At 68.9% G+C, this 20100-nt stretch carries 21 protein-coding genes; 10 read left to right on the top strand and 11 right to left on the bottom strand.

Going from position 1 to position 20100, the window contains the following annotated elements; genetic code table 11:
- Nucleotides 1–113: 113 nt before the first annotated feature.
- Nucleotides 114–608, bottom strand: a complete 495-nt coding sequence (gene greA, locus HQ312_RS07105) for a transcription elongation factor GreA (RefSeq protein WP_027503942.1) — start codon at nt 606–608, stop codon at nt 114–116.
- Nucleotides 609–896: 288 nt separating this feature from the next.
- Nucleotides 897–1328: a DUF4307 domain-containing protein gene (locus tag HQ312_RS07100; protein ID WP_222627459.1), complete on the bottom strand. Its 432-nt coding sequence runs from the start codon at nt 1326–1328 to the stop codon at nt 897–899.
- 136 nt (nt 1329–1464) lie between these two features.
- Here HQ312_RS07100 and mca point away from each other — a divergent pair, with 136 nt between their 5' ends.
- Genes mca through HQ312_RS07085 form a run of 3 tightly spaced genes read left to right on the top strand, consistent with a single transcriptional unit; the run spans nt 1465 to nt 4618 of the window.
- The gene (gene mca / locus HQ312_RS07095) at nt 1465–2313 is read left to right on the top strand and encodes a mycothiol conjugate amidase Mca (protein ID WP_037184227.1); all 849 of its coding nucleotides are present in this window, start codon (nt 1465–1467) and stop codon (nt 2311–2313) included.
- Nucleotides 2314–2553 (top strand): hypothetical protein, encoded by a 240-nt coding sequence (locus HQ312_RS07090; RefSeq protein WP_027503939.1) that lies wholly within the window; start codon nt 2314–2316, stop codon nt 2551–2553.
- Nucleotides 2554–2608: 55 nt separating this feature from the next.
- Nucleotides 2609–4618 carry a thioredoxin domain-containing protein gene (locus tag HQ312_RS07085; protein ID WP_222638198.1) on the top strand — a complete coding sequence of 670 codons (2010 nt, stop codon included), beginning with the start codon at nt 2609–2611 and terminating at the stop codon, nt 4616–4618.
- A 7-nt stretch (nt 4619–4625) separates the two neighbouring features.
- On the opposite strand, the gene HQ312_RS07080 is transcribed toward HQ312_RS07085, so the two are convergent.
- The 3 genes from HQ312_RS07080 to HQ312_RS07070 are packed head-to-tail and all read right to left on the bottom strand — an operon-like array spanning nt 4626 to nt 7375.
- Nucleotides 4626–5294: a hemolysin III family protein gene (locus HQ312_RS07080; protein WP_056447363.1), complete on the bottom strand. Its 669-nt coding sequence runs from the start codon at nt 5292–5294 to the stop codon at nt 4626–4628.
- Nucleotides 5295–5336: 42 nt separating this feature from the next.
- Nucleotides 5337–6938, bottom strand: coding sequence for an NAD(P)/FAD-dependent oxidoreductase (locus HQ312_RS07075; RefSeq protein ID WP_222638197.1), 1602 nt, complete (start codon nt 6936–6938; stop codon nt 5337–5339).
- Nucleotides 6935–7375 carry an SRPBCC family protein gene (locus HQ312_RS07070; protein WP_222638196.1) on the bottom strand — a complete coding sequence of 147 codons (441 nt, stop codon included), beginning with the start codon at nt 7373–7375 and terminating at the stop codon, nt 6935–6937. The genes HQ312_RS07075 and HQ312_RS07070 overlap by 4 nt, the downstream gene beginning before the upstream one ends.
- A gap of 156 nt (nt 7376–7531) precedes the next feature.
- Here HQ312_RS07070 and HQ312_RS07065 point away from each other — a divergent pair, with 156 nt between their 5' ends.
- Nucleotides 7532–8299, top strand: coding sequence for an isoprenyl transferase (locus HQ312_RS07065; RefSeq protein ID WP_027503934.1), 768 nt, complete (start codon nt 7532–7534; stop codon nt 8297–8299).
- A gap of 30 nt (nt 8300–8329) precedes the next feature.
- Here HQ312_RS07065 and coaA read toward each other — a convergent pair whose 3' ends face one another.
- On the bottom strand, nt 8330–9262 hold the full coding sequence (coaA, locus tag HQ312_RS07060; protein WP_027503933.1) for a type I pantothenate kinase: 933 nt from the start codon (nt 9260–9262) through the stop codon (nt 8330–8332).
- 78 nt (nt 9263–9340) lie between these two features.
- Between coaA and HQ312_RS07055 the strand changes: the two genes are divergently transcribed.
- Genes HQ312_RS07055 through HQ312_RS07045 form a run of 3 tightly spaced genes read left to right on the top strand, consistent with a single transcriptional unit; the run spans nt 9341 to nt 12672 of the window.
- Nucleotides 9341–10534, top strand: coding sequence for a DUF885 domain-containing protein (locus tag HQ312_RS07055; RefSeq protein ID WP_222638195.1), 1194 nt, complete (start codon nt 9341–9343; stop codon nt 10532–10534).
- Between the two features lie 23 nt (nt 10535–10557).
- A complete protein-coding gene (glyA, locus tag HQ312_RS07050) occupies nt 10558–11862 on the top strand; it encodes a serine hydroxymethyltransferase (protein WP_027503931.1) in 1305 nt (434 codons plus the stop codon).
- A 6-nt stretch (nt 11863–11868) separates the two neighbouring features.
- Nucleotides 11869–12672: a carbon-nitrogen hydrolase family protein gene (locus tag HQ312_RS07045; protein WP_056447370.1), complete on the top strand. Its 804-nt coding sequence runs from the start codon at nt 11869–11871 to the stop codon at nt 12670–12672.
- On the opposite strand, the gene HQ312_RS07040 is transcribed toward HQ312_RS07045, so the two are convergent.
- On the bottom strand, nt 12659–13483 hold the full coding sequence (locus HQ312_RS07040) for an alpha/beta hydrolase (protein ID WP_027503929.1): 825 nt from the start codon (nt 13481–13483) through the stop codon (nt 12659–12661). The two genes, HQ312_RS07045 and HQ312_RS07040, sit on opposite strands and share 14 nt — an antisense overlap.
- 304 nt (nt 13484–13787) lie before the next feature.
- On the opposite strand from HQ312_RS07040, the gene HQ312_RS07035 reads away from it, so the two are divergent.
- Together HQ312_RS07035 and HQ312_RS07030 are read left to right on the top strand one after the other, a co-directional pair.
- Nucleotides 13788–15104, top strand: a complete 1317-nt coding sequence (locus HQ312_RS07035) for a PhoH family protein (protein WP_027503928.1) — start codon at nt 13788–13790, stop codon at nt 15102–15104.
- Between the two features lie 146 nt (nt 15105–15250).
- A complete protein-coding gene (locus HQ312_RS07030) occupies nt 15251–16117 on the top strand; it encodes an acyl-ACP desaturase (protein ID WP_222638194.1) in 867 nt (288 codons plus the stop codon).
- Here HQ312_RS07030 and HQ312_RS07025 read toward each other — a convergent pair whose 3' ends face one another.
- The 3 genes from HQ312_RS07025 to glpX all read right to left on the bottom strand — a co-directional run bounded on the left by HQ312_RS07025 (nt 16118) and on the right by glpX (nt 19085).
- Nucleotides 16118–16528 (bottom strand): hypothetical protein, encoded by a 411-nt coding sequence (locus tag HQ312_RS07025; RefSeq protein WP_222638193.1) that lies wholly within the window; start codon nt 16526–16528, stop codon nt 16118–16120.
- A gap of 71 nt (nt 16529–16599) precedes the next feature.
- Complete coding sequence (locus HQ312_RS07020) at nt 16600–18000, bottom strand: class II fumarate hydratase (RefSeq protein WP_027503925.1); 1401 nt, start codon at nt 17998–18000, stop codon at nt 16600–16602.
- Between the two features lie 44 nt (nt 18001–18044).
- Complete coding sequence (gene glpX / locus HQ312_RS07015; RefSeq protein WP_222638192.1) at nt 18045–19085, bottom strand: class II fructose-bisphosphatase; 1041 nt, start codon at nt 19083–19085, stop codon at nt 18045–18047.
- Between the two features lie 193 nt (nt 19086–19278).
- On the opposite strand from glpX, the gene HQ312_RS07010 reads away from it, so the two are divergent.
- Complete coding sequence (locus tag HQ312_RS07010) at nt 19279–19851, top strand: DUF4245 domain-containing protein (RefSeq protein ID WP_027503923.1); 573 nt, start codon at nt 19279–19281, stop codon at nt 19849–19851.
- A gap of 9 nt (nt 19852–19860) precedes the next feature.
- Here the strand turns inward: HQ312_RS07010 and HQ312_RS07005 are convergent, their stop codons facing one another.
- Nucleotides 19861–20070, bottom strand: coding sequence for an exodeoxyribonuclease VII small subunit (locus HQ312_RS07005; RefSeq protein ID WP_027503922.1), 210 nt, complete (start codon nt 20068–20070; stop codon nt 19861–19863).
- Nucleotides 20071–20100: the final 30 nt, after the last annotated feature.

The following is a 20100-nucleotide window of genomic DNA, read 5'->3' as shown; positions in this document are numbered from 1 at the left end:
GCGAGCGCGTGCCTGTTACACCAGGGCTTCGAGCCCGGCGGCCACACGGATGGGAAACGCAGTTCGGCCCCGTACGCGAACGTGCGGGGCCGAACGACATGCGTCGTGCGAGATCAGTTGTGGTACGGCTCCGCGCTCGCGAGCGTGACCTTCATGGTCTTGCCGTTGGGCAGCGAGTACTCGCGCGTGTCGCCGACCTTGGCGTCGATCAATGCGCCGCCGAGGGGCGAGTTGGGGGAGTAGACCTCGAGCTTGCCGTCCCGTGCGCCCTCCTCACGCGTGGCGATGAGGAACGTCTCGGAATCGGACTCGTCACCGTCGTAGTAGACCTTGACGACCGACCCGGGGAGCGCGACGCCCGACTGGGTGGGAGCCTCGCCGACCTTGGCGTTGTTCAGCAGCTCCTGCAGCTGGCGGATACGCGCCTCCTGCTGGCCCTGCTCCTCGCGGGCGGCGTGGTATCCACCGTTCTCCTTGAGGTCGCCCTCTTCCCGTCGCTCGTTGATCTCCGCGGCGATGACGGGTCGGTTGGCGATGAGCTGGTCGAGTTCGCCCTTGAGCCTGTCGTGCGACTCCTGGGTCAGCCAGGTCACCTGGGTCTCGCTCATCTCGATCACTCCCTCGTGTTCTTCAGAGCCGTTCGGCTCCGGTATTCGTAGGCGGCGTGCGGTGGTGTCACCGAGCCCACACGTGAAAGAGAGCCCGCGCTGGTGCGCGAGCTCCGTCACGAGCAGGGCGTTCCGCCGGGGCGGAACGCGGTCGATGCGAACGGCCCTTGGCTCGAGTGCTCGCGTTACGCCCGTCAATGCAGCAATACACGGCCCCACTGGGTGAGCCGTGTACGAAGCGATTTTACCACGAAAGAACTTCGTGGTTTCTTGGTCGGCACCCGACGGTCACCGAGGTGTGAGATGTTCCGGCACGTCGAGGCTGCATCCGTAGAGGTCGGCGAGGCCCGGCGCGGCCGAGGTGATCACGAAGCTGCGGACGTCCTCGGTGCCGTTATCGGACGCCGGGATCAGTACTTCGCGTCGCCCGGTCTCGGTTCCGTCGCGCGATCGCGATCGGATGATGCAGACCGCGGGCTGGGACGGGTCGTCCCTGGTCACGTTCAGGCGTACGTCGACGCGGTCCTCGCCGACGATGTCGAACGACACCATGGTCCCGTCGACGTCGGGGGTGGTGAACTTGGTGTATCCGAGGTAGGCGACGGCCACGCCCAGCGCGATGACCAGCAGCGTCAGAGCCACGGCGAGGACACGGGACGGGGCGATTCCCCGACTGGTGGGGTAGCGACCCTCGGGGAGACTCTGCGGCGTGGTGGACATCGCCGTCGAACTTACCCGCGGACCCGGTACCGCCTCGGCGGGGTACCGGACGAAGTGGAACTATTGGAGGTGCCCGGACCGGAACCGGAGCACCACCGATAGTTGAAGTGAGGCACACGTGAGCGGACTGCGACTGATGGCAGTGCACGCCCATCCCGACGACGAGTCCTCCAAGGGCGCTGCCACCATGGCGCGTTACGCGGCCGAGGGCAACGAGGTGCTGGTGGTCACGCTCACCGGCGGTGAGCGCGGCGACATCCTCAACCCGGCCATGGACATCCCCGGTGTGCGCGAGCGCATGTCCGAGGTGCGCAAGGAGGAGATGGCCGCTGCCGCAGCCATTCTCGGGGTGCAGCAGACGTGGCTGGGGTTCGTGGACTCCGGTCTGCCGGAGGGAGATCCGCTGCCGCCGCTTCCCGAGGGATGCTTCGCGCTGGTGCCGCTCGAGGAGTCGACCGAGGCTCTGGTGCGCGTGGTGCGCGACTTCAAGCCGCACGTCATGACGACCTACGACGAGAAGGGTGGCTACCCCCACCCCGACCACATCCGCTGCCACGAGGTGTCGGTCGCCGCGTACGAGGCGGCCGGCGATCCCGAGCAGTTCCCCGGAACGGGCGAGGCGTGGGAGGTCTCGAAGCTCTACTACTCCCACGGCTTCATCCGCCAGCGCATGCAGTTGTTCGACGACGAGATGATCGCCTCCGGTCAGGAGGGGCCGTTCACGGAATGGCTCGCGCAGTGGCCGAAGGATCGCGGCGAGATCATGGAGCGCGTCACAACCCAGGTGGAGTGCGCGGACTACTTCCAGCAGCGCGACGACGCACTGCGTGCGCACCGCACCCAGATCGATCCGAACGGCCGCTTCTTCGCGGTCCCGGTCGACGTGCAGAAGAAGCTGTGGCCGACCGAGGAGTACGAGCTGGCGCGGACCCGCGTGCGCACGTCGCTGCCCGAGACCGACCTGTTCGCCGGGATCGAGTCCTAGATGACCGTGCTCAGCGCGTCGATCATACTGGCGCAGAACAACACCGGGCCCGAGTTCGGTAAGGCGTCACCCGTCGGCCTCGTCATCATCGTGCTGTTGCTCATCGGTACCGCCCTGTTGGTGCGGTCGATGAACGCGCACTTCAAGAAGCTTCCGGCGTCCTTCGAGCCGGAGGATCCGACGCCGGACCAGGCGGCGGACGAGGGCACGGACCGCGGAGGCTTCCGACCCGAGCGGTGAGGGGTTTGCGACCCGAGCGGTGATTGCGCCGGGTGTCACGGGGGACACTGCAGGGGTGGCCACCCGTGAGCGCAACACCCTGTCCGACTCGACGAGCCCCTACCTGCGTCAGCACGCCGACAATCCCGTGCACTGGCAGCAGTGGGGTGACGACGCCCTGGCGTGGGCTCGCGAACGAGACGTCCCGGTCCTGCTGTCGGTGGGCTACTCGGCGTGTCACTGGTGTCACGTGATGGCACACGAGTCGTTCGAGAACGACGCCATCGCGGAGATCATGAACGCGAACTTCGTGTGCATCAAGGTCGACCGCGAGGAACGTCCCGACATCGACGCCGTCTACATGAACGCGACGGTCGCGATGACGGGTCAGGGCGGTTGGCCGATGACGGCGTTCCTCACCCCCGACGCGGAACCGTTCTACTGCGGCACCTACTTCCCGCCCACACCTCGGCAGGGGATGCCGTCGTTCACGCAGCTGCTCGAGGCCATCTCCGAGACGTGGCGCACCCGTCGTGACGAGGTGCAGCAGGCGTCGGCCTCGGTGGTCGCGGAACTGCGCAGGACCGCCGCGGGCATTCCGGAGGGCGACCGCGTCGTCGACGCCGCCCTGCTCGACGAGGCGGTGGCGCGCGTCCTGGCGGACGAGGACGTGCCGCGCGGCGGCTTCGGCGGAGCACCGAAGTTCCCACCGTCGTCTCTCGTGGAGGGACTGCTCCGCCACGTCGAGCGCACCGGGTCGGAGCCTGCCCGCGCTGCGGTGGGCCGTACCGCCGACGCCATGGCCCGCGGCGGGATGTACGACCAGCTCGGGGGCGGTTTCGCTCGGTACTCCGTCGATGCGGACTGGGTGGTGCCGCACTTCGAGAAGATGCTCTACGACAACGCGTTGCTGCTGCGCTTCTACGCTCACCTGGCGCGCCGCGGCGATGCGTTCGCTCATCGTGTGGCCGTCGACACCGCCGACTTCCTCCTGCGCGATCTCGGCACGGACGACGGGTGCTTCGCCTCCGCCCTGGACGCCGACACCGACGGGGTGGAGGGTCTGACCTACGCGTGGACACCCGCGCAGCTGGTCGAGGTGCTGGGCGACGAGGACGGGGCTCGGGCCGCACAGGTGTTCGGGGTGACCGACACGGGCACGTTCGAGGAGGGGGCGTCCGTGTTGCAGCTGCGGGCCGAACCGACGGACCCCGAGCGTTTCGCACGCATGCGCGCAGCACTGGCCGCGTCGCGTGCCACGCGTCCTCAGCCGGGGCGCGACGACAAGGTGGTGACCGCCTGGAACGGCTTCGCGATCACGGCGCTGGCCGAGGGCGGCGCCGCGCTGGGGTACCGGAACTGGGTCGATGCGGCAGCACGCTGCGCGGACCGCATCCTGGACCTGCACCGCGTCGACGGCCGACTACGGCGTGCGTCCCTGGGCGGTGTCGTGGGCGATGCGGCGGCTATCGCGGAGGATCACGGCGCACTCGCCGTCGCTCTCGCCGCGCTGCACCAGGCGACCGGGGAGGCACGCTGGCTGACGGCGGCGGAGGAGGTACTCGACGTCGCGCTCGACCACTTCGCCGATCCTGAGCAGCCGGGCAGCTGGTTCGACACCGCCGACGACGCGGAGACGCTCGTGACCCGGCCTCGCGATCCACTCGACAACGCGACCCCGTCCGGAGCGGCACTGATCACCGAGGCTCTGCTGACGGTGGCCGCGTCCAGCGAGAACTCCTCGCGCTTCGGTGCGGCGGCGGACAGGTCGCTGGCGCGAGCGTCGATCCTGCTCGAGCGGGCACCCCGGTCGGCCGGCCACTGGTTGACCGTCGCGGAAGCCGCGGTGGCGGGACCGGTGCAGGTGGCGATCGCCACGGAGTCGGTCGACGACGACCTCGTACGCACCGCCCGCCGCGTCGCCGCCGGCGGCACGGTGGTGGTCGCGGGTCCGCCCGACTCGGTCCCGCTGCTCGCGGATCGCCCGCTGGTGAGCGGCGAGTCGGCCGCGTACGTGTGTCACGGCTTCGTGTGCGACCGACCGGTCACCGACCCCGAGGACCTGACCGCACTCCTGGTCCGGTGACGCCGGATCAGGTGAAGAGCACCAGCCACACGGCGATGTAGTGGCACACCGCGGCGACGACCGTCGCGGCGTGGAAGAACTCGTGATGGCCGAACGTGGTGGGCCACGGGTTGGGCCATTTCGTTGCGTAGAGAACCGCGCCGATGCTGTAGAACACGCCGCCCGCCACCAGCAGTGCCATCGGTCCGACGCCCACACGATGGGTGAGTTCGCCCGCGACCGGCACGATGGCCCAGCCCAGCACGAGATACAGGGGCACGCCCAGCCAGCGAGGGGCCGTGGGCCACAGCATCTTCAGCGTCACTCCGGCCAGCGCACCGGCCCACACCACGATCAGCACGATGGTGCCGGTGCGGCTCGGCAGCCCGAGCACTGCGAACGGCGTGTAACTGCCGGCGATGAACAGGAAGATCATCGAGTGATCGGCGCGCTTCATCCACGTCCGGCTGCGCACGGTCTGCCAGTGGACGCGGTGGTATGTCGCGCTCACTCCGAAGAGACCGCACGTCGCGACGGCGTAGACAGTGATCGCGAGACCGGCCCGGACGGACACCGCCGAGTAGGCGAGCACCACGAGCACGATCCCGCAGACCACCGACACCCCGAAGGCGTACAGGTGGATCCATCCGCGCATGCGCGGCTTCACCGGCAGTTCGTCGAGCCCGAAGACAGTCACGAACCTACGGTACCGTAGGTTCGCGCTCCGACCGTGGCCGAACTAGCGGTCACCGAGTGTCAGAATCATCAGGGCACTGATCGTCTTGCGGTGAACCCATCCGCGCACACCGTCGCTCGCCAACGCGGCCCTCGCCGCAGCCAGTCCCGGTGCCCCGTGCACGCCGCCGCCCGGATGGGCGGACGCGCTCCCGAGGAACAACCGACCGACGGGAGTCTCCGTACGTCCGAGTCCGGGAACGGGCCGGAACACCAACTGCTGCTGCAGTTGCGACGTTCCGCCGTTCACCGCGCCACCGAACAGGTTGGCGTCGTCCGCTGTCAGGTCGCCCGGCCGCTGGACGTGCTTGCCGACGATCGACGCCGCGAACCCGGGCGCGTACTCCTCGAGGACGGTGTCGACCCGCTCGGCGAGCAGGTCGCCCGAGGCGTCGTCCGTCACACCGCGGGGGAGGTGTGTGTACGCCCATGCGCTCTCCGTCCCGGCCGGGGAGCGGGTGGCGTCCGCGGTCGTCATCTGACCGAACAGCATGAACGGCCGCTCCGGGATGCGGCCTGTCACCAGGTCGGCGTTCCACCGCACCAGACCGTCGTCGTCTGCGCCGACGTGCACCGTGCCCGCCTCGTTCAGACTCTTCGAGCGCCACGGGATCGGGGAGTCGAGCGCGTAGTTGATCTTCACCACCGGGGTGTCCCACTCGAACTTCTCGAGATCGCTGTGCACCCGGGCGGGAACCGCGTCCCGCGGCAACAGCGAGCCGTACAGCGCGGGAGCGGACACGTCTGCGACGACGGCTCGCCGTGCGACGTACGTGTCGCCGCCTGCCGTCCGCACGCCGCGGGCGACACCGCCGGAGACGTCGATCGAGGTCACCTCGGTTCCGCAGACGACCCGCGCCCCGGCGCTCTCGGCACGGCGCACGAGCGCGCTGGTCAGCTCCTGCGCACCGCCGACCGGGACGGGGTAGCCGACATCCTGCGCGAGCATCGTCAGCAGGTAGCCCATGATGCCGCTCGCGGGTGCGTCGGTGGGGACGTCGGCATGCATGGCGTTGCCGAGCAGCAGGCATCGCGCAGCCTCGCTGTGGAACAACTCGTGCGCCATCGCCCGGGCCGGGAGTACTGCGAAGCGCAGGAACCGCAGTGTCTCCGCGGTCCCGAGGCGCCGGAAGAGCGTCGCGGCACCCTTGACAGGCGGGAAGGAGCTGCCGAACAGCGAGTGCAGCAGAGGATCGCGGATCCGGTTCCACTGATCCACCACGTACATCCACGCCTCGCCGTCGCGCGGATCGTGCTCCGCCAGCATGGCGGCGGTGTCCTCGGGATCGTGGTGGACCACCGGGGCGTCCTCGTCGTCGGGCGAGCGCGGGTGACCGAAGACGACGGGTGAGTGGGTCCAGCGGAGTCCGTGGCGGTCGAGCTCGAGCGCCGTGAACGCCGGGGACGACGCACCGAGGGGATAGAAGGCACTGAACAGGTCGCTCACGTATCCCGGGGTGAGCTCGGCGCTGCGGACCGCGCCGCCGGGCACCGGGGCGGACTCCAGGACGACGACGTCCCATCCTGCGTCGGCGAGCACGGACGCCGCGACGAGTCCGTTGTGGCCCGCTCCGATCACGACGGCGTCCACCGTCGTGGTCGTCATCGGGGAACCGCGGAACGCTCGGCCAGCAGCGCGAGTCGCCGTGTCGTCTCGGTGTTGCGGGGATACACGAGTGCGTGCTGGACCGACTCGGGAACGAGCGAGAACGGGAGGGTCCGAGCGTGCTCGATCATCTCGATCCGGCACCCCGAGCCTCGCGGCGTCAGGCGCAGGACGATCGTCGCCTTGCCTGCCGGCATCCCGCGCGCTTCGAGTGTCACCTCGCGTCCCTCCGTCATGCTCAGTACCCGCGTCTCGTCGTTCAGCACGGCGGGCCACAGCCCGACCGAATGGTGGATCCGCGAGCCGGGCGCGGGGAACTCGGGGTCGACGGCGCGGATGCGCGAGGCGCCCACCACCCACGTCGCGTAGCTCCACCCGTCGGAGAGCACGTTCCACACGGCATCGACGCTCGCCGTGGTGTCCCGGACAACAGTCATGACTGCTCCTGTTCTCTCGTGTGCGGTCGGAGCCGGGTACCCCGTACGCCACGGAACCATCATGCGGCGCGGTGACGAGTCGGTCACGCCGATCGCGTCGTACTGCGGGCGTAGGGTGATCACCTGCTGAACAATTCTGTCGAAGTGGGGAGCTGGGTGAAGGCTCGCGGTCTGCTGTACACGCTCTACGAGAGGCGCCTGCTGCGTCAGCTCGAGGGCGCTCAGCACCCTCGGCACGTAGCCGTGATGTGCGACGGCAATCGTCGCTGGGCCCGGGAGAACGGCTTCACCGACGTCAGCCACGGGCACCGGATGGGCGCGCTCAAGATCGCGGAGCTGCTCACGTGGTGTGACATGGCCGGCGTCGAGATGGCCACCATCTACCTGTTGTCCACCGAGAACCTGCGCCGGTCACCGGACGAGCTCGACTCGCTGCTCGAGATCATCACCGACGTCGTCGAGGAGATCAGCGGACCGGGAAAGAACTGGTCCGTGAAGATCGTCGGCACGATGGATCTGCTTCCCGCCGAATCCGCCCGCCGCCTCAAGGAGGCCGCCGCCGGCACGGCCGGCCGCTCGGGAACGCACGTCAACGTCGCGGTCGGGTACGGCGGCCGTCAGGAGATCGCCGACGCCGTGCAGTCGCTCATCGCGGAACGGCTGTCCGACGGTGCCGACGGGGACGAGTTGCTCCGCTCGGTCACCGTCGAGGGCATCGACTCGCACCTCTACACGTCGGGCCAGCCGGATCCGGATCTGGTGATCCGCACGTCGGGGGAGCAGCGGTTGTCCGGGTTCCTGCTGTGGCAGAGCGCGTACTCGGAGATCTGGTTCACCGAGGCCTACTGGCCCGAGTTCCGCCGCGTCGACTTCCTGCGCGCGCTGCGCGACTTCGCCGCGCGGCACCGGAGATTCGGTACCTGAGCCGGAGCCGGGCAGGCCGGAGGCCGGTCGTCACAATTTGCGCAGGCGCAGCCGGTTGATGGTGTGGTCGGCGTCCTTGCGCAGCACCAGGGTGGCGCGGGGGCGCGTCGGCAGGATGTTCTCCACCAGGTTGGGCCGGTTGATCGACTGCCAGATGTCCGCGGCCGCGATCCTGGCGTGCTCGTCGGACAGTCCCGAGTAGTGGTGGAAGTGCGAGGCCGGGTCGGCGAACGACGTGGAGCGCAGGGCGAGAAAGCGGTCGACGTACCACTTCTCGATGTCCTCGATGCGGGCGTCGACGTAGATGGAGAAGTCGAAGAGGTCCGAGACCATGAGGCGCGGACCGGTCTGCAGGACGTTGAGTCCCTCGATGACGAGGATGTCCGGCTGTCGCACCTCGGTGTACTTGCCCGGCACGATGTCGTACGAGACGTGCGAGTACACGGGTGCGCGTGCGGATTCGGCGCCGGATTTCACCTCGGTGACGAAGCGCAGAAGCTTGCGCCGGTCGTAGCTCTCGGGAAAACCCTTGCGGTGCATGATTCCTCGACGCACCAGCTCGGCCGACGAGTAAAGGAACCCGTCCGTCGTCACCAGGTCCACGCGCGGGTGGTGCTCCCATCGCGCCAGCAGTGCCTGCAGCACGCGCGCGGTCGTGGACTTGCCGACGGCGACGCTGCCGGCGATGCCGATGACGAACGGGACCTGGCGGTCCGGCGTCTTCTCCCCGAGGAACGTGGCCGTCGCCGCGAACAGGCGTTGGCGGGCGGCCACCTGGAGATGGATGAGTCGAGCGAGGGGGAGGTAGACCTCCGCGACCTCGTCGAGGTCGATCTGTTCGCCCAGACCGCGCAGGCCGGTGAGCTCGTCCTCGGTCAGGACCAGGGGTGTCGCGTTCCGGAGAGTGCGCCACTGTCGACGGTCGAATTCGACGTACGGACTCGACTCGCTCACTCGGGACACGCTGCCTCCATGACTGAATTGTGCTGGGTGGCTCCGGCGAACCGACAGCCGGGTGGTGCGTGACTAGAGTCGAGCGTCATGCACGCCGACACTCTCGTCCACGACTACCTCGTGCTGGGGTTGTCCTTCGATCGCCTCGAGGAGGGGTTCGTCGATGCCTACACCGGCGACCCCGCTCTGCGACGCCAGGTCGAGAACGCGCCCCCGCCCGAACCCCGCGCGCTGGCGCGGCGGGCGGCGGAACTGCGGACCGAACTGCCCTCGTCGGGGCTCTCCGAGGACCGCGCCGCGTTCCTCGACGTCCACCTGCGCGCGCTCGAGACGTCGGCACGGAAGTTGGCCGGTGACGAGATCGGATTCGTCGACGAGGTGCACGACTACTTCGACGTCGCGATCGCACCGGGCGACACCGACGACTACCGCGAGGCACATCGCCTGATGGACGAGGTGCTGGGCGGGGCGGGGCCACTGGGGGAGCGGGTGCGCGCTCACCGCGTGGCCGACGAGATCCCGCCCGAGCGGCTCGCCGAGTGCGTCGAGGCGTTCTCCAGTGCGTTGCGCGACAAGGTGCGCGGCCGGTACCCGCTGCCCGACACCGAGAAGGTCACCTACGAGGTGGTGGGTGACAAGCCGTGGTCCGGGTTCAACTACTACCTGGGCGACTACCGGTCCACCGTCGCGATCAACTCGGACCTCAAGCAGCACATGGCGCATCTGCCCCATCTCATCGCACACGAGTCGTACCCGGGCCACCACACCGAGCACTGCCGCAAGGAGGCCGGGCTCGTGCGCGGTGCCGGGCAGGCGGAGCAGACGCTCTTCGTCGTCAACACTCCGCAGTGCCTGATGGCCGAGGGCCTCGCGGACCTGGCGCTCGAGTCGATCGTCGGGCCGGGCTGGGGAGTGTGGGCGCAGGAGATCTACGCCGACCTCGGCCTGCGATTCGACGGGGAACGCGCCGAGGCGCTGCAGACCGCGTCGGCGAAGCTGCTGGGGGTGCGTCAGGACGCCGCGCTGCTGCTGCACGACGAGCACCGCAGCCAGGACGACGTGGCCGCGTTCCTGGGGCAGTGGTCGCTCGCGACACCGGAACGCGCCCGTCAGATGTTGCGATTCCTGTCCTCACCGCTCTGGCGTGCCTACACCAGCACCTATGTCGAGGGGTATCGCCTGCTGCACTCGTGGCTGCACCGGGCCGACTCGGCGGACGGCCGAGCCGACCGCTTCGAGCGGCTGCTCGACGAACCCCTCATCCCGTCTCAACTGCGCTGATCACGGGCATTAGACTCGGCGGCATGACTGCTGCGCCCGTCTCTGCCACCAACATCGACACCGCCTCCCTCGCCGAGGTGGATCCCGAGGTCGCCGCGGCGATGGCCGGCGAGCTGGGACGCCAGCGCGACACCCTGGAGATGATCGCGTCGGAGAACTTCGTTCCCCGCGCGGTGCTCCAGGCGCAGGGCAGCGTCCTCACCAACAAGTACGCCGAGGGTTACCCCGGTCGTCGGTACTACGGCGGGTGTGAGCACGTCGACATCGTCGAGGATCTGGCTCGGACCAGGGCGAAGGAGCTGTTCGGTGCCGAGTTCGCCAACGTGCAGCCGCACGCGGGCGCCCAGGCCAACGCCGCCGTTCTCATGGCTCTGATCAACCCGGGCGACAAGATCATGGGTCTGGACCTGGCGCACGGCGGCCACCTGACGCACGGCATGAAGCTGAACTTCTCGGGCAAGCTCTACGAGGTCGAGTCCTACGGTGTGAGCAAGGAAGACCACCGCATCGACATGGACGAGGTGCGCAAGCAGGCGCTGCACGCACGCCCACAGGTGCTCATCGCCGGATGGTCGGCCTACCCGCGGCACCAGGACTTCGCCGCGTTCCGCTCCATCGCCGACGAGGTCGGTGCGCTTCTGTGGGTCGACATGGCGCACTTCGCCGGGCTCGTCGCCGCCGGTGTGCACCCGTCGCCGGTGCCCTACGCGGACGTCGTGTCCTCCACCGTCCACAAGACCCTCGGTGGGCCCCGCTCGGGCATCATCCTCGCCAAGAAGGAGTGGGCGAAGAAGCTCAACTCCGCGGTGTTCCCCGGCCAGCAGGGCGGTCCGCTCATGCACGCGATCGCGGCCAAGGCCGTCGCCTTCAAGATCGCCGGCACTCCCGAGTTCCGGGAGCGTCAGGAACGCACCCTGCTCGGTGCGTCGCTGCTCGCGGAGCGGCTGACCGGCGCCGACGTCTCCGACAAGGGTGTCTCGGTGCTGACGGGCGGAACCGACGTCCACCTCGCGCTGGTGGACCTGCGCAACTCGCAGCTCGACGGCCAGCAGGCCGAGGATCTGCTGCACGAGGTCGGCATCACCGTGAACCGCAACGCGGTGCCGTTCGATCCGCGCCCGCCGATGGTCACCTCCGGTCTGCGTATCGGTACCGCGGCGCTCGCGACCCGTGGGTTCGGCGAGGCCGAGTTCACCGAGGTCGCCGACATCATCGCGACGGCGCTCGCCACCGGCGAGGCCACCGACGACCTGCGTGGTCGCGTCAGCACGCTCGCCCACGACTTCCCGCTGTACGAGGGACTCGAGGGCTGGGGACTGCTGGGCTGATCCGACATGCGGCTCACCGTGGCGGGTCTGCAGACGGCGGGGTCACCCGGTGACGTCGACGCCAACCTCGCGGAACTCGACGGAGCCGCGGGGGCGGCTCTGGCGCGCGGAGCCGACCTCCTGGTCACGCCGGAGATGTTCGTGACCGGGTACGACATCGGCGATCGCCTCGGTGACCTGACGTCACGGGACCTTCTCTCCGAGGTGTGCGCACTGGCGCGCCGCCGCGGCATCGCGCTGCTCGTGGGTCTGCCGGAGACCGAGGCGGGAGCGGTGTACAACACGGTCGCACTCGTCGATGCGGACGGCAGTGTGATCGCGCAGCACCGCAAGTCGCACCTCTACGGTGAGCTCGACCGGGAGTGGTACTCGCCCGGGCTCGACTCGGTGACGGTCGTCGACTTCCGCGGGGTGCGGCTCGGTCTGATGATCTGTTACGACGTCGAGTTCCCAGAGAACGTCCGAGCCGCGGCCCTCGCGGGCGCGCACGCCCTGCTCGTTCCCACCGCGCAGATGGTGCCGTTCACGTTCGTGGCCGACGTCGTCATCCGCACCCGCGCATGGGAGAACCAGCTCTACGTCGCGTACGTCAACCACGTCGGAACCGAGCGCGCCACCACCTACGTCGGCCGTAGCAGCATCGTCGGCCCCGACGCCGAGGTGGTCGACCGGCTCGACGACGAGACCGGCCTGATTCTCGGCACGGTGGACACCGAGGTCGTGGCGGCGGCCCATCGAGACAACCCCTACCTGGTGGACCGCCGCCCCGGCCTCTACTCGTCGATCGTCCGCGACCTCAGTCGCGAGTGAGCGGCAGGCCGGCGCGGCCCAGGAAGTCGAGGATGTCCGACTCGACCTCGCTGCGGTTGGTCTCGTTCAGGATCTCGTGCCGCGCACCGGGGTAGACCTTCTCCTCGAACGACGGGCCGCGCAGCGAGCGCATCGCCTCGGTCGTCGTCTCCAGCGGCACCAGCTGATCGTCGCCGCCGTGCAGCCACAACGTGGGCTGGTCGCCGAGAGTGCCGGAGGACGCCACCGTCTCCACCGCGGCCGTGAAGGTCTCGAGGGTGACGCGCGCGAAGGGGCCGTGGAAGACCAGCGGGTCCGCCTGGTAGGCGGCGCCGACCTCGGGGTCGCGGGACAGCACGGACGGGTCGATCGGGATCTCGGGGATCTCGTCCATCGACAGCAGCATCGAGAAGGCCGGGTTCTGCCCGACCAGCGGACCGGACAGCACGAGTGCCGCCAGCTCGCCGGGGTGGGTCTGCGCGTAGCGCGTGGCGATGAGACCACCCATCGAGTGGCCCAGCAGCATCACCGGTAGATCGGGGTGCTCGCCGCGGGCGATGTCCGCGATCGAGTGCAGATCGGCGACGATGCCGTCCACGTCCGTGATCTCGGCGGGCGTCCCGTCGGACCGCCCGTGCCCGTGATGGTCGGGTGCGTACACCGCCGCTCCGGCCGACGTCAGGGTCGACGCCAGGTGGCCGTAGCGACCCGAGTGTTCGCCGTATCCGTGCGCGAGCAGCGCGACGAATCCCGGCGTGGTGGACGGCCAGGAACGGTAGGCGACGGTGCCGTGGGTTCCCCTGAGCTGCTGCATTTCCTGCGCGTTCTGCATCGGCCGAAGTTAACACCGTGGCCTTCGGCCCCGTGCGCCTTTTGCGTACTCCTGGATGCGCGAAAGGCGCACGGGCGTGTAACGCAGAGTTCACCCACACGTCCCCACGTGTCGCCGAGCCTGCGCCCCCGATCCGGTCTAGCGTCAGCAGTGCGGGTGGCGGGGAAGCCGTCCGTACGGGAGGTCCTCACACATGACTGAGTCATTCGGTCGGGAGGGGCCGGCCCCGGTCCCTGCGGTGTCGGGATCGACCGGTCCAGCGATCGACGGATGCGCGGTGACCGCGCGTCCTTAGGAGCCCCACGTGACTGCAGCTCGCTCCGGTTCTTCCGTCCGCACCTACGTGCTGGACACCTCGGTTCTGCTCTCGGACCCCTGGGCCGTGACTCGGTTCGCCGAGCACGCGATCGTCCTTCCACTCGTCGTCATCAGCGAGCTCGAGGGCAAGCGGCACCATCACGAACTGGGGTGGTTCGCGCGCGAGTCGTTGCGGATGCTCGACGACCTGCGGATCCGCCACGGGCGCCTCGATCAGCCCGTGCCCATCGGCACCGAGAACGGCACCCTGCAGGTCGAGCTCAATCACACCGACCCCGCTGTTCTTCCCGTCGGCTTCCGGACCGACTCCAACGACTCGCGGATACTCGCGTGCGCACTGAACCTCGCCGCCGAGGGCAAGGACGTGGTGCTGGTCAGCAAGGACATCCCGCTGCGCGTCAAGGCCGGTGCGGTGGGTCTGCCGGCCGACGAGTACCACGCTCACGACGTCGTCCCGTCGGGATGGACGGGCATGGCCGAGATCGAGGCGTCGCGCGCGACCATCGACGGCCTGTTCGCCGAGGGATTCGCCGACATCGACGAAGCGCGAGAGTTGCCGTGCCACACCGGTGTTCGACTACTCGGCGGCACATCCAGCGCGTTGGGTCGGGTGACGGCGAACAAGCAGGTGCAGCTGGTGCGCGGCGAGCGTGAGGCGTTCGGCTTGCACGGCCGGTCCGCCGAGCAGCGCGTCGCCCTGGATCTGCTGCTCGACGAGAGCATCGGCATCGTCTCGCTCGGCGGGAAGGCCGGCACCGGCAAGTCCGCGCTCGCGCTCACCGCGGGCCTCGACGCGGTGCTCGAACGACGGACCCATCGCAAGGTCGTCGTGTTCCGGCCGCTGTACGCGGTCGGCGGCCAGGAGCTCGGCTACCTGCCCGGCAGCGAGAGCGACAAGATGGGCCCGTGGGCGCAAGCGGTGTTCGACACGCTCGACGGTCTCGCGAGTCCGGAGGTCATCGAGGAGGTCACCGCACGCGGCATGCTCGAGGTGCTGCCGCTCACGCACATCCGCGGACGGTCGCTGCACGACTCGTTCGTCATCGTGGACGAGGCGCAGTCGCTGGAACGCAACGTCCTGCTGACGGTGCTCTCGCGGCTCGGCACGGGATCACGCGTGGTGCTCACGCACGACGTGGCACAGCGCGACAACCTGCGGGTCGGACGCCACGACGGTGTCGCCGCCGTGATCGAGAAGTTGAAGGGGCACCCTCTCTTCGCCCACATCACGCTGACCCGTTCGGAGCGCTCGCCCATCGCCGCACTGGTCACCGAGATGCTCGAGGAGTTCGGGCCGGCCTGAGTCACCGTTCGCGCCGGGCGGCACGGACCGCCCGGCGCGGTGTGACGCCGAACTATCACCGACCTCTTTGTCAGGGAGATCACCGGAATCCGCGTCGCGCGGTCCGAAGGTTCGGAGTGGACACCTACGGCCGTTATGCTGCTGTGATGCCGAAGAGTGACCAGGACCTGTTGAGCGAGCTCGAAGCCGATGCCGCGCACCTGCTGCAGAAGCACATCGACGCTGCTCGGGACTGGCAGCCCCACGACTACGTTCCGTGGGACTCGGGTCGCAACTTCGCGTTCCTCGGCGGCGAGGACTGGTCTCCGGAGCAGGTGACGCTCGGTGACGCCGAGGTCGTCGGTGCCACCGTCAGCGTGCTGGTCGCCGACAACCTGCCCGAGTACCACCGCGACCTGGCGTTCGCTCTCCGGAGCAGCGACGTCTGGTGGAAGCTGATCGGCCGGTGGACCGCGGAGGAGAACCGGCACGCCATCGTGCTGCGCAACTACCTCATGACGACTCGCGCGGTCGACCCGGTGGATCTCGAGCGTGTGCGCATCGAGCACATGACCACCGGCTACTCCGCACCGTCTCTGCACGTGCTGCACATCCTCGCCAAGTTCGCCCTCGACGAGCGCGCAGCGGCCGTGCGCCACCGTCGCGCCTCCGCGTCGTCGCTGGACGCTCTCCTGTCGAGCATCCTCGACCGCATCGCCGAGGACGACGAGCTGCAGACCACGCTCTTCACCGACCTGGTCTCCGCCGCGATCCGCGTCGATGCCGACGGCGCCGTCCGCGCCATCGCCGACACCGTCGCGTCCTTCTCGGTCCCCACCGTCGATCTCCCCGGCCGCGGCGGCAGCGCCGAACTGCTCGCCGGCATCGGGCTCTACGACCGCACCATCGAGACCGAAGAGGTGATCAAGCCCCTGCTCGAGGCGTGGAACGTGTTCACCCTCGACGGCCTCGGCGAGGACGGCCTCGCGGCCCGCGCAGAGCTCGAGAGCGCACTCGCCACTGCCGCGTCCTGATCAGCGCGTGATCGCGAACCCGCCCACCACCACCGGCTGACCGGCACCGACGAAGTACACGGTGCCGTTCCAACGGTTCGGGTTCACGGCGTCGCGCGTCATCTCGTCGTGGAAGACGGCTCCGAAGGCGGGGGACAGGCGCGAGTAGTCGACGTGGACCACGTCGGCCCCGGTCGCGATGCTCGGGGCGCGGTAGACGTCGCCCGGGATCGCGTTCACGCCGAGAAGTCGGTTGACCGTCGTGTCGCCGGTGATGGTCTTGCCGTCCCACAGCGGGACGGGAGCGCCCTCGGGCGTGGTGCCGACGTAGACGCCGTCGGGAACGGGTCCGGCGGACGCCAGCGTGGGGGCGGCCAGCGCCGCGCCGATCGCGGCGGCGCCGCCGAGGAGTGCCACTGCAGTTCGTGTCATGACACGTCACACTCCTCCTGATCGCCCCGCACCACAGCGTTTCGCCGTGATGCGGGGCGGGGAGTGCTGGGTCAGTCCTGGACCTTGGCCATCGCCAGGACGTCGAGGCGCTTGTCGAGTTCTTCTTCCGACAACTTCTCGGGGACGAGTCCACGCTCGAGGACGACCTCGCGAATGGTCTTCTTGTCCTTCAAGGCCTGCTTGGCGACGGCCGCAGCTTCCTCGTAGCCGATCGCACTGTTGAGAGGTGTCACGATGGACGGCGACGACTCGGCGAGCTGCTTGAGGTGCTCCTCGTTGGCGACGAGGCCGTCGACACACTTGTCGGCGAACAGGCGGGAGACGTTGGCGAGCAACGTGAACGACTCGAGCAGGTTGCGCGCCATCATGGGGATGTAGACGTTGAGTTCGAAGGCTCCGGCTGCGCCGCCCCAGGCGATCGCCGCGTCGTTGCCGACGATCTGCGCCGCCACCTGGGTGGCCGCCTCGGGGAGAACCGGGTTGACCTTGCCGGGCATGATCGAGCTGCCGGGCTGCAGGTCGGGGAGCCGGATCTCGCCGAGACCGGTGAGCGGGCCCGACCCCATCCAGCGGATGTCGTTGGCGATCTTGGTCAACGAGACGGCGATGGTGCGCAGCGCGCCCGACGCCTCGACCAGACCGTCACGAGCCGCCTGGGCCTCGAACGAGTTCTTCGCCGCGGTGAGGGCGTCGACACCGGTCGACTTCACCAGCTCGGTCACGACCTTCGGGCCGAAGCCGTCGGGGGCGTTGAGACCCGTGCCGACGGCGGTGCCGCCGATGGGGAGTTCGCCGAGGCGGGGGAGCGTGGACTGCACGCGCTCGATGCCGGCCTCGATCTGACGTGCGTAGCCGCCGAACTCCTGGCCGAGCGTGACGGGCACCGCGTCCATGAGGTGGGTGCGGCCCGACTTCACGACGGTCTTCCACTCGGTCGCCTTGGCCGCCAGAGCGGTGTGCAGGTACTCGAGGGCCGGGATCAGGCTGGTGACCGCGGCCTCGGTCGCGGCGACGTGCGTCGCGGTGGGGAACGTGTCGTTGGACGACTGCGACATGTTGACGTGGTCGTTGGGGTGCACCTCGACGCCCGCGTTCTTCGCGATGCTCGCGATGACCTCGTTCGCGTTCATGTTGGAGCTGGTGCCCGAGCCGGTCTGGAACACGTCGATGGGGAACTGATCGTCGTGCTTGCCGTCCGCGATCTCGCCGGCCGCCGCGATGATGGCGTCGGCCTTGTCCGCATCGAGCAGACCCAGGTCCTTGTTGACCTGTGCACATGCGGCCTTGAGCAGCCCCATCGCGCGGATCTGGGTGCGCTCGAGGGGGCGGCCCGAGATGGGGAAGTTCTCGACGGCGCGCTGTGTCTGCGCACGCCACAGCGCGTCGACGGGTACGCGAACCTCTCCCATGGTGTCGTGCTCGATGCGGAACTGCTGGTCGTTGTCTGTCATGTACCTCGTGCCTCGGTAGATGGGTCGGGAAGTCGGAGTGCGCGTCAGAAGGACGGGACGGCGCCGGAGGTGTCACCGTCGAAGTCCACGGACGAATACTCCCGCAGTTTGTTCAGCTGGTGGTACGCGTCGATCATCCGCACGGTGCCCGACTTGGAGCGCATGACGATGGACTGCGTGTGGGCACCGCCGCCGGAGTAGCGCACTCCGCGCAGCAGATCGCCGTCGGTGACGCCGGTCGCGGTGAAGAAGACGTTCTCCCCGGCGACCAGATCATTGGTGTTCAGGATGCGATCGAGATCGTGGCCTGCGTCGACGGCCTTCTGGCGCTCGTCGTCGTCCGTCGGGGCGAGCCGGCCCTGCAGTGCTCCCCCCATGCAGCGCATGGCCGCCGCGGCGATGATGCCCTCGGGCGTGCCGCCGGTGCCGATCAAGATGTCGGTGCCCGAGTCCGGGCGGGCGGCCGCGATGGCGCCGGCGACGTCACCGTCCGAGATCAACCGGATGCGGGCACCGGTGTCGCGGATCTGCTGCATCAGCTCGGTGTGGCGGGGACGGTCGAGCACACACACGGTGACGTCCGAGGACGACCCCTTCTTGATCTTCGCGATCCGGGCGATGTTCTCGGCGACCGGAGCGGTGATGTCGATGGCATCGGCGTAGTCGGGGCCGACGGCGATCTTCTCCATGTAGAACACGGCCGACGGATCGAACATCGCACCGCGCTCGGCCACCGCGAGCACGGAGATCGCGTTGGGCATGCCCTTGGCCATCAGCGTCGTGCCGTCGACGGGATCGACGGCGAAGTCGACGTCGGGACCGTTGCCGTTGCCCACCTGCTCGCCGTTGTAGAGCATGGGCGCCTCGTCCTTCTCGCCCTCTCCGATGACCACGACGCCGCGCATCGACACCGAGCTCACCAGCTGGCGCATGGCGTCCACGGCAGCGCCGTCGCCACCCTCCTTGTCGCCGCGGCCGACCCAACGCCCGGACGCGAGCGCCCCGGCCTCGGTGACGCGGACGAGTTCGAGCGCGAGGTTTCGATCCGGCGCCATCTGCGTGGGAACGTCGGTGTTGGCCGTCATGGGGCTGTGCCTCCTTGCACATGGCGCGGTTCGCAGCCCGACTGACGGGCGTCGTCCGCACGGAATGAACATCGACTCGGGCGAAAAAGACTCGGCGTGATTGTCGCACTAGTCGCACGGCCCCGGCCTGCCGGGGGAAGCGCGGAGCTGCGCGGATGGCGAGCCCCCGCGCGCTCGGTGCGATACTGGAGAGGTGGCCGACAAGAAACCCAGGTACCTGCAGAACAACAAGGACATGGCCTGGTCCCTGATCCCGCTTCTTCTCGCATGCCTGGTGATCGCGGCCATCGCCGGTCAGTGTTCGTTGCGTGTGGGCGGCCCCGAGGCGGGTGAGGTTCCTCGCATCGATCTGGGGGCGTCCCTGCAGGCGGACGCGAATGCGCTGACCTTCCCGGTGCGCAGTCCCGACGTGCCCGATCAGTGGATCCCGAACTCGGCGAACCGTGGCCCTGTCTCGGGCTCGGAGTTCCAGTCCAGCACCGTCGGCTTCGTCACCGAGAACGGCAATTTCCTCTCGCTCACCCAGAGCGACGCCTCCGAGGACGAGCTGGTCCGCTCGAAGACCGAGGGATCACGGGTGTCCGCCGGCGGCGCGGAGGCCATCGCCGGGCTGAACTGGGTGGTCTACGGCAACGACGACACGGAACCGTACTGGGTGGCCGATCTCGGCGACACCCGCGCGATGCTCACCGGTTCCGGGTCGCAGGAGGAGTTCGTCGCGCTGGCATCCGCCACGGCGACGGCTCCGGTACTCGACAAGCGCTGACGCGCTCGCTCACTCCTCGTCGCGGGCCAGCGCCTTCTCGATACGCGTGCGCGCGCCGGCCAGGTGCTGCTCGCAGTGCGTCGCCAGCGCTTCGCCGCGCTCCCACAGCGCCAGTGAGGCATCGAGATCCAGGCCGCCCTGCTCGAGCAGCTTGACCACGTCGACCAACTCGTCGCGCGCGTCCTCGTAGCCCAGCTCGGCGATCGGTGTCTCGTTCATGAGTCCCCATGCTGCCTCGAGAGTCCGACA

Origin of the sequence: Rhodococcus sp. BP-316 (assembly GCF_019836105.1) — a bacterium.
In the GTDB taxonomy this organism is placed as follows: domain Bacteria; phylum Actinomycetota; class Actinomycetes; order Mycobacteriales; family Mycobacteriaceae; genus Rhodococcoides.
This window is presented reverse-complemented; position numbering and strand designations above follow the sequence as displayed.

What these genes read in the sequence shown, in the direction of transcription:
- HQ312_RS07005 (WP_027503922.1), bottom strand. Translation starts at nt 20,070, where the DNA reads ATGAACGAGACACCGATCGCCGAGCTGGGCTACGAGGACGCGCGCGAC.
- greA (WP_027503942.1), bottom strand. Translation starts at nt 608, where the DNA reads ATGAGCGAGACCCAGGTGACCTGGCTGACCCAGGAGTCGCACGACAGG.
- HQ312_RS07055 (WP_222638195.1), top strand. Translation starts at nt 9,341, where the DNA reads ATGCACGCCGACACTCTCGTCCACGACTACCTCGTGCTGGGGTTGTCC.
- HQ312_RS07045 (WP_056447370.1), top strand. Translation starts at nt 11,869, where the DNA reads ATGCGGCTCACCGTGGCGGGTCTGCAGACGGCGGGGTCACCCGGTGAC.
- HQ312_RS07070 (WP_222638196.1), bottom strand. Translation starts at nt 7,375, where the DNA reads ATGACTGTTGTCCGGGACACCACGGCGAGCGTCGATGCCGTGTGGAAC.
- HQ312_RS07020 (WP_027503925.1), bottom strand. Translation starts at nt 18,000, where the DNA reads ATGACAGACAACGACCAGCAGTTCCGCATCGAGCACGACACCATGGGA.
- HQ312_RS07025 (WP_222638193.1), bottom strand. Translation starts at nt 16,528, where the DNA reads ATGACACGAACTGCAGTGGCACTCCTCGGCGGCGCCGCCGCGATCGGC.
- HQ312_RS07030 (WP_222638194.1), top strand. Translation starts at nt 15,251, where the DNA reads ATGCCGAAGAGTGACCAGGACCTGTTGAGCGAGCTCGAAGCCGATGCC.
- glpX (WP_222638192.1), bottom strand. Translation starts at nt 19,085, where the DNA reads ATGACGGCCAACACCGACGTTCCCACGCAGATGGCGCCGGATCGAAAC.
- HQ312_RS07090 (WP_027503939.1), top strand. Translation starts at nt 2,314, where the DNA reads ATGACCGTGCTCAGCGCGTCGATCATACTGGCGCAGAACAACACCGGG.
- glyA (WP_027503931.1), top strand. Translation starts at nt 10,558, where the DNA reads ATGACTGCTGCGCCCGTCTCTGCCACCAACATCGACACCGCCTCCCTC.
- mca (WP_037184227.1), top strand. Translation starts at nt 1,465, where the DNA reads ATGGCAGTGCACGCCCATCCCGACGACGAGTCCTCCAAGGGCGCTGCC.
- HQ312_RS07040 (WP_027503929.1), bottom strand. Translation starts at nt 13,483, where the DNA reads ATGCAGAACGCGCAGGAAATGCAGCAGCTCAGGGGAACCCACGGCACC.
- HQ312_RS07100 (WP_222627459.1), bottom strand. Translation starts at nt 1,328, where the DNA reads ATGTCCACCACGCCGCAGAGTCTCCCCGAGGGTCGCTACCCCACCAGT.
- HQ312_RS07075 (WP_222638197.1), bottom strand. Translation starts at nt 6,938, where the DNA reads ATGACGACCACGACGGTGGACGCCGTCGTGATCGGAGCGGGCCACAAC.